Annotated in this window: 12 protein-coding genes; 8 read left to right on the forward strand and 4 right to left on the reverse strand. The window is 63.4% G+C overall.

The annotated features are described in order from the left end of the window. Positions 1-15: 15 nt before the first annotated feature. Positions 16-858, reverse strand: a complete 843-nt coding sequence (locus tag L867_RS0114490) for a ferritin-like domain-containing protein (RefSeq protein ID WP_028737566.1) — start codon at positions 856-858, stop codon at positions 16-18. Between the two features lie 160 nt (positions 859-1,018). Here L867_RS0114490 and L867_RS0114495 point away from each other — a divergent pair, with 160 nt between their 5' ends. Genes L867_RS0114495 through L867_RS0114525 form a run of 7 tightly spaced genes read left to right on the forward strand, consistent with a single transcriptional unit; the run spans position 1,019 to position 9,958 of the window. Next, the gene (locus L867_RS0114495) at positions 1,019-3,337 is read left to right on the forward strand and encodes a NosR/NirI family protein (RefSeq protein ID WP_028737567.1); all 2,319 of its coding nucleotides are present in this window, start codon (positions 1,019-1,021) and stop codon (positions 3,335-3,337) included. Positions 3,338-3,361: 24 nt separating this feature from the next. Next, entirely contained in the window at positions 3,362-5,281 is a 1,920-nt protein-coding gene (gene nosZ / locus L867_RS0114500) for a TAT-dependent nitrous-oxide reductase (protein ID WP_028737568.1), read from the forward strand. Then, entirely contained in the window at positions 5,278-6,654 is a 1,377-nt protein-coding gene (locus L867_RS0114505) for a nitrous oxide reductase family maturation protein NosD (protein WP_084638568.1), read from the forward strand. Before nosZ ends, L867_RS0114505 begins: the two co-directional genes overlap by 4 nt. After that, positions 6,651-7,565, forward strand: coding sequence for an ABC transporter ATP-binding protein (locus tag L867_RS0114510; RefSeq protein ID WP_028737570.1), 915 nt, complete (start codon positions 6,651-6,653; stop codon positions 7,563-7,565). The genes L867_RS0114505 and L867_RS0114510 overlap by 4 nt, the downstream gene beginning before the upstream one ends. After that, the gene (locus L867_RS0114515; protein WP_028737571.1) at positions 7,562-8,389 is read left to right on the forward strand and encodes an ABC transporter permease; all 828 of its coding nucleotides are present in this window, start codon (positions 7,562-7,564) and stop codon (positions 8,387-8,389) included. The genes L867_RS0114510 and L867_RS0114515 overlap by 4 nt, the downstream gene beginning before the upstream one ends. Next, positions 8,386-8,961 carry a nitrous oxide reductase accessory protein NosL gene (locus tag L867_RS0114520; protein ID WP_028737572.1) on the forward strand — a complete coding sequence of 192 codons (576 nt, stop codon included), beginning with the start codon at positions 8,386-8,388 and terminating at the stop codon, positions 8,959-8,961. Before L867_RS0114515 ends, L867_RS0114520 begins: the two co-directional genes overlap by 4 nt. Beyond that, positions 8,954-9,958 carry an FAD:protein FMN transferase gene (locus L867_RS0114525; protein ID WP_028737573.1) on the forward strand — a complete coding sequence of 335 codons (1,005 nt, stop codon included), beginning with the start codon at positions 8,954-8,956 and terminating at the stop codon, positions 9,956-9,958. Before L867_RS0114520 ends, L867_RS0114525 begins: the two co-directional genes overlap by 8 nt. Before the next feature lie 432 nt (positions 9,959-10,390). On the opposite strand, the gene minE is transcribed toward L867_RS0114525, so the two are convergent. From minE to minC, 3 genes are read right to left on the reverse strand one after another with little or no spacing between them, the layout of a single operon-like run. Continuing rightward, positions 10,391-10,651: a cell division topological specificity factor MinE gene (gene minE / locus L867_RS0114530; protein WP_028737574.1), complete on the reverse strand. Its 261-nt coding sequence runs from the start codon at positions 10,649-10,651 to the stop codon at positions 10,391-10,393. Beyond that, positions 10,648-11,463 carry a septum site-determining protein MinD gene (gene minD, locus L867_RS0114535; RefSeq protein ID WP_028737575.1) on the reverse strand — a complete coding sequence of 272 codons (816 nt, stop codon included), beginning with the start codon at positions 11,461-11,463 and terminating at the stop codon, positions 10,648-10,650. The genes minE and minD overlap by 4 nt, the downstream gene beginning before the upstream one ends. Before the next feature lie 29 nt (positions 11,464-11,492). Then, complete coding sequence (gene minC, locus L867_RS0114540) at positions 11,493-12,227, reverse strand: septum site-determining protein MinC (protein WP_028737576.1); 735 nt, start codon at positions 12,225-12,227, stop codon at positions 11,493-11,495. Positions 12,228-12,536: 309 nt separating this feature from the next. Between minC and L867_RS0114545 the strand changes: the two genes are divergently transcribed. Next, positions 12,537-12,740 carry a cold-shock protein gene (locus L867_RS0114545; protein WP_028737577.1) on the forward strand — a complete coding sequence of 68 codons (204 nt, stop codon included), beginning with the start codon at positions 12,537-12,539 and terminating at the stop codon, positions 12,738-12,740. The last annotated feature ends 110 nt before the right edge of the window (positions 12,741-12,850 follow it).

The following is a 12,850-nucleotide window of genomic DNA, read 5'->3' on the forward strand; positions in this document are numbered from 1 at the left end:
CCCACCTACCGATAGCTAGCCCTGTGCCCTGACTGCGTGAAGGCATCGGATGAGACTACCCGCCAGTTCCTGCGCACGGAGCTTGGTCTCCTCGTTCCTCGCCCTGTCCGAGAAATCCAGATAAAAGTCCAACAGAAACTGGCAAAGTGGCAGCAGACCTCCAGCGACGCGGTCAGAAACCGCTCCAAGCGACGGACAGGGGGATAGCGGCGGCACCAAGAGCTCCCGGCTTCTTTGTCGGGCCTCGCTGGCCAGCGCCGCCAATTGCTCTGCTTCCTTGCCCGTGGAGCGGAGAGCCCGTTCCTCCAGCAATTGCGAGAGCCGCGCTTCGAGGCTCGATGGCGTGGTGCCGGCGCCACTCACAGCAAGGTTTCGCTCATCGTGAAACGCAAGGCGCCGTGCTCGCCTGAGCGTCGCGACATGAGCCAGTTCCTCCCTCGCCATGCGCTCGGCGGCGTGGCGGATATCGTCGTTTTGCGCATGCGCCGCGACATAGGTCCAGAAGACGAAGGCGCGCTCCTCATTGCGCACCGCAGTGGAAAAGGCGCGGTAGGAACTGAGCAATTCGGGCGCGACGAGGAACGCACCCTCGTCATCGAACATCGGCGGCAGTTGAGGCACGGCGGGTGGAGTAGCGAGGTGCGCCCGCCCGATCCAGCGCTCGACATTGCCGAGATGCCCTTCTTCCTCCGCCCTCAGCGCCTCGAAGACCTCGGCAAGATCTGGACGGTCCTCGTGTCGCATGCGCTCAGCAAGCGCCACATAGCCGGCGATCGCCTCCTGCTCCATCGCCCGGGCGAGCGCCAACAGCTCGTCCATCGACTTGACGGCCCAGGGCTCGCCTCTGTTGTCCGTCATGACACTCCTCCAGATTGATCTCTCAGGCCTTCACTCGACCATTTACATCATGCCTAATAGATACATGTGTTATATTTGATTTGAATCAACGAGTTTTTGCATTAGCCTGAATAAACACCGCTTTGCCCCACGGGGCGGACCCCTGAAAAAGACGAGGCCGATGACAGAGCGCGCGACACTTCAGCACCGCATTCCTTCACTTCCGGCCTTGTCTGCGCTTGTCGTGGTCGTCCTGCTGGCGATCATTTCCTTCGCGTCACCCGGCCATGCCGCAGGCCAGCTTGCCGCCTATCTGGAAAAGGTCGAGCCGGGCGAGCTGTTCGACGGAGCCGACCGGTTCGGCGAGCTCAGCGGCGATCCGGCGATCGCGCCGGTCACGCGCGGTGACGAACTGCTCGGCTATGCCTATCTCAATTCCGACTTCTCCAGCTCCATCGGATATTCGGGCAAGCCGATCCATATCGTCGTCGGCATCGATCCAAAGGGCGTGATCCGCGGCTTCAAGCTGGTCGACCACAAGGAGCCGATCGTCCTGATCGGCATTCCGGAGGAAAAGGTCGTCGCCTCCATGAATGCCCTGATCGACAAGGACATGGGCCGCGTCGCCTCGGGCGCCGAGCGCCCGCCGCAGGTCGACATCGTCAGCGGCGCAACCGTCACCGTGCTGGTCATGGGCGACAGCGTGTCACGCGCCGCCGTTCAGCTCATTCGCAGCAATCGCCTCGGCGTGGACCTGGCGACCGGCGTGGCGGCCGCGACCGAAATTCGCAAGCTCGACCTGTCAAAGACCGAAACCGGCGACTGGCAGACGCTGCTCGGCGACGGCTCGGTACGCAGCCTGCGCATGACGGTCGGCGAGGTCTCCGACGCCTTCCGCCAAGCGGGACAGACGATCTCGGCCGACAAGCCGGAAACGAAGACGCCACAGGACCGCTTCATCGACCTCTATCTCGCCCCTGTCAGCGTTCCGGCGATCGGCCGGTCCCTTCTCGGCGACGCCGCCTATGACCGTCTGGCCCACAAGCTGAAGCCCGGGCAGTCGGCCATTCTCGTCGCCGGCGAAGGCGCCTATTCGTTCAAGGGCTCGGGCTATGTGCGCGGCGGCATCTTCGACCGGATCGAGCTGCTGCAGAGCGGCCAGGGCGTGCGCTTCCGCGACCGGGACCATACCCGCATTCCCGCCCTTGCCGCCGACGGCGCGCCGCGCCTGCGTGAAATCGCGCTCTTCGTCGTGCCGACCGAATTCGTCTTCGACGTCACCCAGCCGTTCGAATTGCAGATGCTCGTGCAGCGCAGTGCCGAGGGGCGCAACAAATCGGTGCTGCCCTACAACCTTTCCTACATCCTGCCCGACAAGTATGTGACCGTCGAAAAGCTCGCAGCACCGGCCGCCCCCCCGGCCGCGGCCGTTCCGGCGGCAGGGGCCGATCAGGCGCCGGCTCCCGGCGGCGACAGGCTGACCGACCAGCAGGTCGCAGACGGCCAGCCGCTGTGGATGCGCATCTGGGACATGAACCGCATCAACATCGGCATCACCATCGCCGCGCTCCTCGTGCTGACCGGCATCTTCTTCTTCCAGGACTGGCTGGTGAAGCGCCCGGTGCTGTTTGCCTGGGTTCGCCGCGGCTATCTCCTGTTCACGCTCGTCTGGCTCGGATGGTACGCCAATGCCCAGTTGTCGGTGGTCAATGTCCTGACCTTCGCCAATTCGCTGATGACGGGCTTCAACTGGGAATTCTTCCTGTCGGCGCCGCTGATCTTCATTCTCTGGGCCTCGGTCGCTGCCGGGCTGCTGTTCTGGGGCCGCGGACCGTTCTGCGGCTGGCTCTGCCCCTTCGGCGCGCTGCAGGAGCTGACCAACAACGTCGCGCAATGGCTGAAGGTGCCGCAGATCCGCCTGCCCTGGGGCCTGCACGAACGCCTCTGGCCGATCAAGTACATCATCTTCCTTGGGCTTTTCGGTCTGTCGCTCTATTCGCTGGCGCTCGCCGAAATGTTCTCGGAGGTCGAGCCGTTCAAGACCGCGATCGTGCTGAAATTCGCCCGCGAATGGCCCTTCGTCATCTTCGCGCTCACCATGCTGTCGGCCGGCCTGTTCATCGAGCGCTTCTACTGCCGCTATCTGTGCCCGCTTGGTGCCGCACTCGCCATCCCCGGCCGCATCCGCATGTTCGAATGGCTGAAGCGCTATCCCGAATGCGGTTCGCCCTGCCAGCGCTGCGCCAAGGAATGTCCCGTCCAGTCGATTCATCCGGAGGGGCAGATCAACGTCAACGAGTGCATCTACTGCATGCACTGTCAGGAACTCTACCACGACGACCACCGCTGTCCGCACATGATCCAGGTGCGGCTGAAGCGGGAGAAGTTCTCCGCCCTTTCGACGTCGACGTCCCGGGGCGAGGCCCCGGCCAAGGTCGCCGTCACCCACAATGGCGCTCCGATCGGCAAAGCCGGCGGCGCGACCGAACAGACTGCGTGATCAACCAACCAAGGAGAGGCAATCATGTCAAACGAAGAGAACCAGATGCGCTTGAACCGGCGCCAGATGCTGGGTTCCACGGCTTTCGTGGCGGCAGCGGGTGCAGCGACCGTCGGGGGAGCGATCAGCCTCACCGGTGGCTCGGCGACGCCGGCGGCAGCTCAAGGCTCGGATGAGCACAGCTATGAAGTGAAGCCCGGCGAACTGGATGAATATTATACCTTCTTCTCCAGCGGTCAGTCAGGCGAAGTCCGCATCGTCGGCCTGCCGTCGATGCGCGAACTCATGCGCATCCCCGTATTCAACCGCTGCAGCGCCACCGGCTGGGGCCTGACCAACGAGAGCCGCAAGGTGCTGTCCGAGGGCATGCTGCCGGAAGACCGCGAATTCATGGCGGATCGCGGCGGCATCTTCATGAACGGCGACCTTCACCACCCGCATCTCTCCTTCACCGACGGCACCTATGACGGCCGCTATCTCTATGCCAACGACAAGGCCAATACGCGCGTCTGCCGCATTCGCCTCGACGTCATGAAGTGCGACAAGATCATCCAGCTGCCGAACCAGCACACGGTTCATGGCCTGCGCGTGCAGAAATATCCGAAGACCGGCTATGTCTTCTGCAACGGCGAAGACCGCGTGCCGATCCCGAACGACGGCAAGATCCTCGACGACCACAAGCAGTACCACGCCATCTTCACCGCCGTGGACGGCGAGACGATGAAGGTCGCCTGGCAGGTCATGGTCGACGGCAATCTCGACAATGTCGACGCCGACTATCAGGGCAAATACGCGTTTGCGACCTGCTACAACTCGGAGGAAGGCGTCAATCTCGCCGAGATGATGGGCAACGAGCAGGACTGGATCGTCGTCTTCAATCTGAAGCGGATCGAGGAAGCCGTGGCCAAGGGCGACTTCAAGGAAATGGGCGGCGTCCCCGTCATCGACGGCCGCCACGGTTCGCCCTATACGCGTTACATCCCCGTCTCCAACAGCCCGCACGGCATGAACACAGCCCCCGACGGCATCCACATCGTCGCCAACGGCAAGCTGTCGCCGACCGTCACCGTCTTCGACGTGCGCAAGTTCGACGACCTGTTCGACGACAAGATCAAGCCGCGCGACTGCGTTGTCGCCGAGCCGGAACTGGGCCTCGGACCGCTCCACACAGCCTATGACGGCAAGGGCAATGCCTACACCACGCTGTTCATCGACAGCCAGGTCTGCAAGTGGAACATCGAGGACGCCAGGAAGGCCTATGCCGGCGAGAAGGTCGATCCGATCCGCCAGAAGCTCGACGTGCACTATCAGCCGGGCCACAATCACACCTCGATGGGCCAGACCAAGGAAGCCGACGGCAAGTGGCTGATCTCGCTCAACAAGTTCTCCAAGGACCGTTACCTGAACGTCGGTCCGCTGAAGCCGGAGAACGATCAGCTGATCGACATTTCCGGCGACGAGATGGTCATCGTCCACGACGGCCCGTCCTTCGCCGAGCCGCATGACGCCACCATCGTCCATGCCTCGAAGATCAACCCGGTGCATGTCTGGGATCGCAATGACCCGTTCTTCGCCGATGCGGTCGCCCAGGCCAAGATCGACGGCGTCGACCTGATGGCCGACAGCACGGTCATCCGCGACGGCGACAAGGTCCGTGTCTACATGACCTCGGTCGCTCCGGCCTTTGGTCTGGAAAGCTTCCAGGTCAAGCAGGGCGACGAAGTCACCGTCTACGTGACCAATATCGACGAGGTGGAAGACCTGACCCACGGCTTCGCCATCATCAACTACGGCATCAACATGGAAGTCGGCCCGCAGGCCACCGCCTCGGTCACCTTCAAGGCCAACAAGCCGGGTGTCTGGTGGTATTACTGCTCGTGGTTCTGCCATGCCATGCACATGGAGATGAAGGGCCGCATGTTCGTCGAACCCAAGGCGGCATGATGATTGCTCGTCTCCTGACGACACGACTTGGAATGGCGGCCGTCCTGGCCGCCATTCCAGCCATGGCCAGTGCGGCGGACCTTGCGGTCTCGCCGACCGGTCCCGCATTGCAGGAAATCATCGCCGGGGCGACCGCCGGAGACGTGCTCGCCCTCGAGCCGGGCGCCTATGCCGGGCCGATCACCATCGACAAGCCGCTGGTCATTGCAGGCAAGCCGGGGGCGACGATTGCCGGCAACGGCAAGGGCAGCGTGGTAACGATCGGGGCCCCGGGCGTGACCGTGCGCGGGCTTTCCGTCAGCGGCTCGGGCCGCGATCTCACCACCCGCGATTCGGGCATCTATGCCGGCCAGGCGGCAACCGGCGCGATCATCGAGGACAACACCGTCACCGACAACCTGTTCGGCATCTACCTCTATGGCGCAGTGGACTCCGTTGCGCGCAACAACCGCATCACCGGCCTCCAGAGCGGACGCATGAGCGAGGCCGGCAGCGGTGTGACCATCTGGAATGCGCCGGGCGCCAAGGTGCTCGGCAACGACATCCGCTTCGGCCGCGACGGTATCGCCACCATGGCCAGCAAGCGCAACGTCTTCAGCCACAACCGGTTCAGCGACCTGCGCTTCGCCATTCACTACATGTACACGGACGACAGCGAAGTCACCGACAACGTCTCCACGCGCAATTCCGTCGGCTATGCGATCATGTATTCCAGCCGGCTGAAGATCATTGGAAATCTCTCCGACGGGGACCGCGACCACGGCCTGTTGCTCAACACCGCCAAGAGCTCGGAAGTGCGCGACAACACGGTCATCGGCCGGATGCAGCCGGTGGACCGCTGGCTTTCCGCAGGCACGCAATCGGGAGAACACGGCCTGCCGAAAACGGCGAACGATGCCGTCGTCGCGGCGAACGGCGAACGCCTCGGCCCGGAAAAATGCGTGTTCATCTACAATGCCAACAAGAACCGATTCTTCGACAACCTGTTCGAGAACTGCGCGATCGGCATCCATTTCACCGCAGGCTCGGAAGGCAACACGATGACGGGCAACGCCTTCATCAACAACCGCAACCAGGTCAAATATGTCGGCACGCGCTATCTCGACTGGTCGAACGAAGGTCGCGGCAACTATTGGAGCGACAATCCGGCCTTCGATCTCGACGGCGACGGTATTGCCGACAATCCCTATCGGCCGAACGATCTGATCGACCAGGTGCTGTGGACCTCGCCGCAGGCGAAGATCCTGATGTCGAGCCCCGCGGTCCAGGTGATCCGCTGGGCCCAGGCCCAGTTTCCGGCGCTCCTGCCCGGCGGCGTGGTCGACAGCCATCCCCTGATGGCGCCCATCGCACCGAAGAAGGCGATCCAATGACGGCGACGGTAACCACAGCCGGCGTGTCCAAACGCTATGGGGCGGTCCAGGCGGTGAAGGACGTGACCTTCACCTTGAACGCCGGCGAGACCATTGCCCTCGTCGGCCACAATGGCGCCGGCAAGACGACGCTGATCAAGCTCATGCTCGGCCTGATCCGTCCGACGACCGGAACCGTCAGCGTGCTCGGCGAGGATCCCGCCCGTGGCGATTTTCACGTCCGCCAGCGGCTCGGCTATCTGCCGGAGAGTGTATCCTTCCATATGGCGCTGACCGGACGGGAGACGCTCGCCTTCTATGCCAGGCTCAAGCGGGTGGAACTTTCTTCGGCCGATGCCCTTTTCGAGCGGGTGGGCCTGGCGCAGGAGGCGGCAGACCGTCCGGTGCGCACCTATTCCAAGGGCATGCGCCAGCGCCTCGGGCTTGCCCAGGCGCTGCTTGGCGATCCGCGCGTCCTCTTGCTCGACGAACCGACCAGCGGCCTCGATCCCGCGCTTCGACGCAACTTCTACGACCTCATCACCGATCTCCGCGCCGGCGGCGCGACGGTGCTTCTGTCGTCGCACGCGCTGACCGAACTTGAGGATCGGGCCGATCGCGTCATCATCGTCAATCGCGGCATCAAGATCGCCGACGGTACGCTCGACGAGCTGCGCCACATCGCCCGGCTACCGACCCGTATCGGCGTCAGGCTGGCCAACGACGATTCGGCTCCCGGCTGGACCCGGGGCGGCACCGACTGGAAGCGGACGGCAGCAGGTCTATTCGAGGCCGACGTGGCGCCCGAGGACAAGATCGCGCTGCTCCATGACATGACGACGGACCCTTCCCGGCTCGCCGCGCTGACGGTCGCCGAACCGACGCTCGACGCGCTCTATGCGCATTTCCTCGAAGGGCAGTCACAGGCATGACGAATATCCTCATCATCGCTCGCAAGGAGATCCAGGAGGGCCTGCGCAATCGCTGGGTTCTGGCGACGACCCTGCTGCTTGCGGCGCTGGCGCTGACCTTGTCCTTCCTCGGCAGCGCGCCGACCGGCAATGTCGGCGTCAATCGCCTCGACGTGGTGATCGTCAGCCTGTCGAGCCTCACCATCTTCCTCGTGCCGCTGATCGCGCTCCTCCTGTCGCACGACGCAATCGTCGGCGAGTCCGAGCGCGGCACCATGCTCCTGCTGCTGAGCTATCCGATCGGTCGCAGCGAGGTCATTTTCGGCAAGTTTCTCGGCCATCTGGCAATCCTCGCCTTCGCCACGGCGATCGGCTATGGCGCAGCGGCGGCCGCCCTGACGGTGACCGGCACCGATATCGCGATCGAAAGCTGGCGCGCCTTCCTGTCCATGGTCGGCTCCTCCGTCCTGCTCGGCGCCGTCTTCCTCGCGATCGGCTACCTCTCCAGCACACTGGTGAGCGAGCGCAGCACGGCAGGCGGCATCGCCATCGGCATCTGGCTGTTCTTCGTACTGATCTACGACATGGCGCTGCTCGGCGGGCTGGTCGCCGCCAAGGGCCAGGCCGTGCCCGCCTTGTTGCTCGACCTTCTTCTGCTCGCCAACCCGACCGACGTCTACCGGCTGCTCAATCTCGGATCGGGCAATGCCGGCGCACTGTCGGGCATGGGAGGCATCGCCGCCCATACGGGCCTCACCGCACCGGTGCTGATCGCAGCGCTGGCGCTCTGGACGATCGTGCCGCTCGGCTGCGCAACCGTCATCTTTTCGAGGAGGGAAGTATGAGACTTTCCATCGCCATCGGCGCACTCGCCGCATCGCTCCTGCTCTCCGCCTGCAGCAGCGAGGACGAAGCGGCCATGCCGCCACCCTTTGCGCTGACCGAAGAGGCCATGGGCCGCTATTGCGGCATGAACGTGCTGGAACATGCAGGCCCCAAGGGCCAGATCATCCTGCAGCAGATCCCCGAAGCCATCTGGTTCTCCTCTGCACGCGATACGCTGGCCTTCACCATGCTGCCCGAGGAACCGCGCGACATCGCAGCAATCTACGTGTCCGACATGAGCAAGGCGCCGAGCTGGGACGAGCCGGGTGCCGAAAACTGGATCGATGCGAAGAAGGCATTCTTCGTCATCGGCAGCGCCCAGCGCGGCGGCATGGGCACCGAGGAAGCCGTCCCCTTCTCCGTGGAAGCCGACGCCAGCGCCTTTGCCAAGAAACACGGCGGCCGCCTGGTCAGGTTCGCCGACATGCCCAGGGACTATATTCTCGGCTCAGGCAGCGAAGCACCGACGGACGGTTCCGCATTCGATCCGGAAGCCACCAGCAAGGACGCAGAGGGACACGATCATGGCTGACACCATCACGCGCCGCCGGGCGATCTGTATCATGGCTGCCACCGCGGGCCTCCCGCTCATACCCTTCGTCGGCCCGGCACTCGCCGCGGCCGATCCTGTCGTCTGGAGAGGCCAGGCGCTCGGGGCGCCGGCGACACTGATCCTCAATCATCCCGACAGGGCGAAAGCCGAGGCCCTCGTCCGCCGCGTCGTGGCCGAAGTCGAGCGGCTGGAGTCTATTTTCAGTCTCTACCGCGATGATTCGAGTCTCCGCGAACTGAACCGCGTGGGTGCGCTTGCCGCGCCGCCACCGGAGTTGGTCACTCTGCTTGAGCGTTGCGACGAGTTTTGGGCTGCAAGCGGACGCAAGTTCGACCCGACGGTCCAACCGCTCTGGGTGCTCTTTGCTCGTCATTTTGCCACACGGGGTGCAGATCCACGCGGCCCGTCGAGGCAGGAAATCGATGCGGTGGCATCACTTGTCAGCTTCGATGCCGTGAAGTTCAATCGCGACCGGGTCGTCTTTTCCCGCCCGGGCATGGCGCTGACGTTCAATGGCATAGCGCAGGGGTTCGTCACTGACCGCATTGTTGATCTTCTCCGTCAGGAGGGCATCACGAGTAGCCTGGTCAACTTGGGTGAAAGCCGGGCGATTGGCGCACGCGCCGATGGAACCCCCTGGCGTATCGGCCTTAGCGAAACGGAAGATGGTGCAACCATTGATGAGATGGCCGCGCTTGTCGACAAGGCAGTCTCAACCTCAAGCCCGTTCGGCTTTCATTTCGATCCGGCTTTGCACTTCAGTCATCTCATCGATCCGCGCCTGGGAAGCATCGAGCCCCTCTATCGTCGGTTGAGCGTGATAGCCCCCGACGCTGTCACTGCCGATGCCTTGTCAACGGCATTTACGCTAACCGCACTTTCCCAGGTGCGATCCTTCGTTCAAGCCAGCAGCGACATTTCGGTCGATCTGATGACAATCCAGGGCGAGCATATGCGCCTCGGCCCGGCCAGCTAACGCACCACGCTGAAGTAGCCACGGCTTGATCGATGGGTTCCACGCGCCGGCGGCTGCACCGTGCCCCTCATTTGGCGGACGGGTAGAAGCGAAGTCTGGATCTCAAGGAACTCTATTCCATCGGGATCGACCTCGCGCTCGAGATCTGTTCACTGGTGGGAGTGCCCGAGTGCTTCTGACCCGGCGAAAATGGCTAGATTTCGGGGATTGCAGGACGTTCTCTTGGAACGGGAAGGCGAAGGGCGCGCGTCGCGCGCCCCTGGCCCCGGCAAGGATGCTGTCCTTGATTCAGGTAGCGCGTTCCTGCCGCAAAGCTACCAGTGTGTCATGCAAGGTAGTACCACGTCGCAGGCCACAAGAGATCGAGCCCCTTGCATGAGGCAAGGGGGCAAGCCCAGGGTTGGCGCAACCACGTTGATATGCGGCGTTGTCTCAAGCCGCCAGCCTGGCGCCGTCCAAAGGTATCTCAACCTCGATCTCGAGGATCGACACATGCTTGTCGCGCTCCATCGTGACGTGAACCTTGTCGCCGTCGACCTGAACGTGCCGGGCAATCACGGCGAGGATCTCCTCGCGAAGCACGGCGACCAGATCGGAACCGGCAGAAGCGCGTTCGTGGGCAAGAAGAACCTGGAGACGCTCCCGCGCGGTCGGGGCCGACCTCTGTTTGCGGAACAGTTTGAAGATACTCATGCTGCCCTCCGCGCGAAAATCTTGCCGAAGAGCCCCCGCTTCTCGCCCGGGATCTCGATGGGCAACTGCTCGCCGCAAAGCCGGCGCGCGGCGTCGAAATATGCAAGCGCCGGTGCGCTGCGGGCGTCGGCAAGGGTGACCGGCGCACCGATATTGGAAGCGCGCAGCACATCCATGCTTTCCGGAATGATGCCGAGAAGCGGGATCGAGAGAATGTCCAGCACGTCCTCGACCTTGAGCATGTCCCCGCGCTGGGCCCGCTGGGCGTCATAGCGCGTGAGCAGCAGGTGCTTTTCCATGCGCTCGCCGCGTTCGGCCTTCACGGTCTTGGCGTCGAGCAGCCCGATGATGCGGTCGGAGTCCCGGACCGACGAGACTTCCGGATTGGTCACCACGACCGCCACGTCCGCGTGACGCATGGCCAGCGTCGCACCGCGCTCGATGCCCGCCGGGCTGTCGCAGATGACCCAGTCGAAGTAGCGGCGCAGGTCGTTGATGACCTGTTCCACGCCCTCGGGCGTCAGGTTGTCCTTGTCCCGGGTCTGGGAGGCGGGCAACAGGAAGAGGGTGTCCACGCGCTTGTCGCGGATCAGCGCCTGCTGCAGCTTGGCGTCGCCCTGGATGACATTGACCAGATCGTAGACGACCCGGCGTTCTGCCCCCATGACGAGGTCGAGATTGCGCAGGCCGACATCGAAGTCCACGACCACGACTTTCTCGTTTCTCTGCGCGAGCGCTGCACCCAGCGCGGCACTGGAGGTGGTCTTGCCAACCCCGCCCTTGCCTGACGTGACGACGACTACCTTCCCCATCTTGTTCTCCTGTTCCTGGCCATCTCGGTTCATTTGAGTTTGTCTGCCTTCAGCGTTTCGTCGTCGAGCCACCATTGGACGGGTTGTCCGCGAAGCTCCGGCGGCATGTCCTCGGCCATCTTGTAGATGCCGTCGATCGCCACCAGCTCGGCTTCGAGCTTGCGGCAGAAGATGCGGGCGGTCTGGTTGCCGAGCGAACCGGCCATGGCCCGGCCGCGCAGCGCGCCGTAGATATGGATGGAGCCGCCAGCGATGACTTCGGCGCCTGAGGCGACCGAGCCGATTACGGTCACGTCCCCATCGGCAAAGGTGACGGACTGGCCCGAACGCACGGGTTCGCGGATGATCAGCGACTGGAGCGCCTGCCGCATGACGGCCGGCTCTTCGACCTTCGTTTCCTCGTTGCGCGGGACTTCCGTCCGTTCGCTCGTCGCCACTTCGAAATCGGCGGCCGGGCGTCCGCCCTTCAGGGCCGGCGGCATTCCGGGCTCGATCAGCGAAGGCCGTCCGCCCTCGATCCCCATGACGCTTACATTGCGGGTGCGAAGCTCCGCCAGCAGGTCCTTCAGCTGGGGACGATCAATCGCCAGATCGGTGACGTCGAGGACCACCGGGCGGCCGAGGAAGAAGCCCGCCGAGCGCGCGGCGAGATCGTCAAGCCTTTCCAGCCACTCGTCGAGCGGCAGATCGGGCGACAGGACGACCGCCATGAAGGAGCGGCCCTTGATACGGATCGAGCGGGCGTCTGTTAGCACTTTGGTCATCTGGGTTAATGATTGGTAACCCTTGCTAGCCTCCCTATGGTTAACAAAGCGTTAACGCTGCGCGTCAGGCTTGATGCCGGCTGAGTCTCGCGAACGCCGGCCAACGGGCCATCGCAGCCAGCGGCAAAGCAGCCTGCGGCAAAGTCTGCGTCAGCACGATATCGAGATCAGAGCGCTCGATCCTTCAGGCGTGACCTGCGCGGGAGAGCGTTTGTCTCATCCCAATCTCGGTTCAGCCGTTGAATGGCAGCCGCTCCCGCTATAGGTTGCCTTTCGCGTGAAGCCGCAAGGACAGAAGAGGAAATGGAAATGGCAACTGGTACCGTAAAATTTTTCAACGAGGACAAGGGATTCGGCTTCATCACGCCGGAAAACGGCGGAACGGATGTATTCGTTCACGTTTCTGCTCTGGAGCGGGGCGGCTCGCTCAGAGAAGGTGACAAGGTCAGTTTCGATATTGGCCAGGATCGCAAGACTGGCAAGTCGAAGGCCGAAAACGTCAGCGTGCTCTGACACCGGGCCTGCGCAAACAGCCTGACCAAAAACATCGGGCAGGCCATTCGCGTCGCAGATGTGTGAGCACCCGGAAAATTTGCACCCTCTGGCCCTGACGTATCGATGGG

Source organism: Paenirhizobium selenitireducens ATCC BAA-1503 (genome assembly GCF_000518785.1).
GTDB lineage: Bacteria > Pseudomonadota > Alphaproteobacteria > Rhizobiales > Rhizobiaceae > Allorhizobium > Allorhizobium selenitireducens.

Bases quoted from the DNA above. Each gene is read 5' to 3' on its own strand.
- minC (WP_028737576.1), bottom strand. From the start codon at position 12,227: ATGACCAAAGTGCTAACAGACGCCCGCTCGATCCGTATCAAGGGCCGC.
- L867_RS0114510 (WP_028737570.1), top strand. From the start codon at position 6,651: ATGACGGCGACGGTAACCACAGCCGGCGTGTCCAAACGCTATGGGGCG.
- minD (WP_028737575.1), bottom strand. From the start codon at position 11,463: ATGGGGAAGGTAGTCGTCGTCACGTCAGGCAAGGGCGGGGTTGGCAAG.
- L867_RS0114520 (WP_028737572.1), top strand. From the start codon at position 8,386: ATGAGACTTTCCATCGCCATCGGCGCACTCGCCGCATCGCTCCTGCTC.
- minE (WP_028737574.1), bottom strand. From the start codon at position 10,651: ATGAGTATCTTCAAACTGTTCCGCAAACAGAGGTCGGCCCCGACCGCG.
- L867_RS0114525 (WP_028737573.1), top strand. From the start codon at position 8,954: ATGGCTGACACCATCACGCGCCGCCGGGCGATCTGTATCATGGCTGCC.
- L867_RS0114490 (WP_028737566.1), bottom strand. From the start codon at position 858: ATGACGGACAACAGAGGCGAGCCCTGGGCCGTCAAGTCGATGGACGAG.
- nosZ (WP_028737568.1), top strand. From the start codon at position 3,362: ATGTCAAACGAAGAGAACCAGATGCGCTTGAACCGGCGCCAGATGCTG.
- L867_RS0114495 (WP_028737567.1), top strand. From the start codon at position 1,019: ATGACAGAGCGCGCGACACTTCAGCACCGCATTCCTTCACTTCCGGCC.
- L867_RS0114545 (WP_028737577.1), top strand. From the start codon at position 12,537: ATGGCAACTGGTACCGTAAAATTTTTCAACGAGGACAAGGGATTCGGC.
- L867_RS0114505 (WP_084638568.1), top strand. From the start codon at position 5,278: ATGATGATTGCTCGTCTCCTGACGACACGACTTGGAATGGCGGCCGTC.
- L867_RS0114515 (WP_028737571.1), top strand. From the start codon at position 7,562: ATGACGAATATCCTCATCATCGCTCGCAAGGAGATCCAGGAGGGCCTG.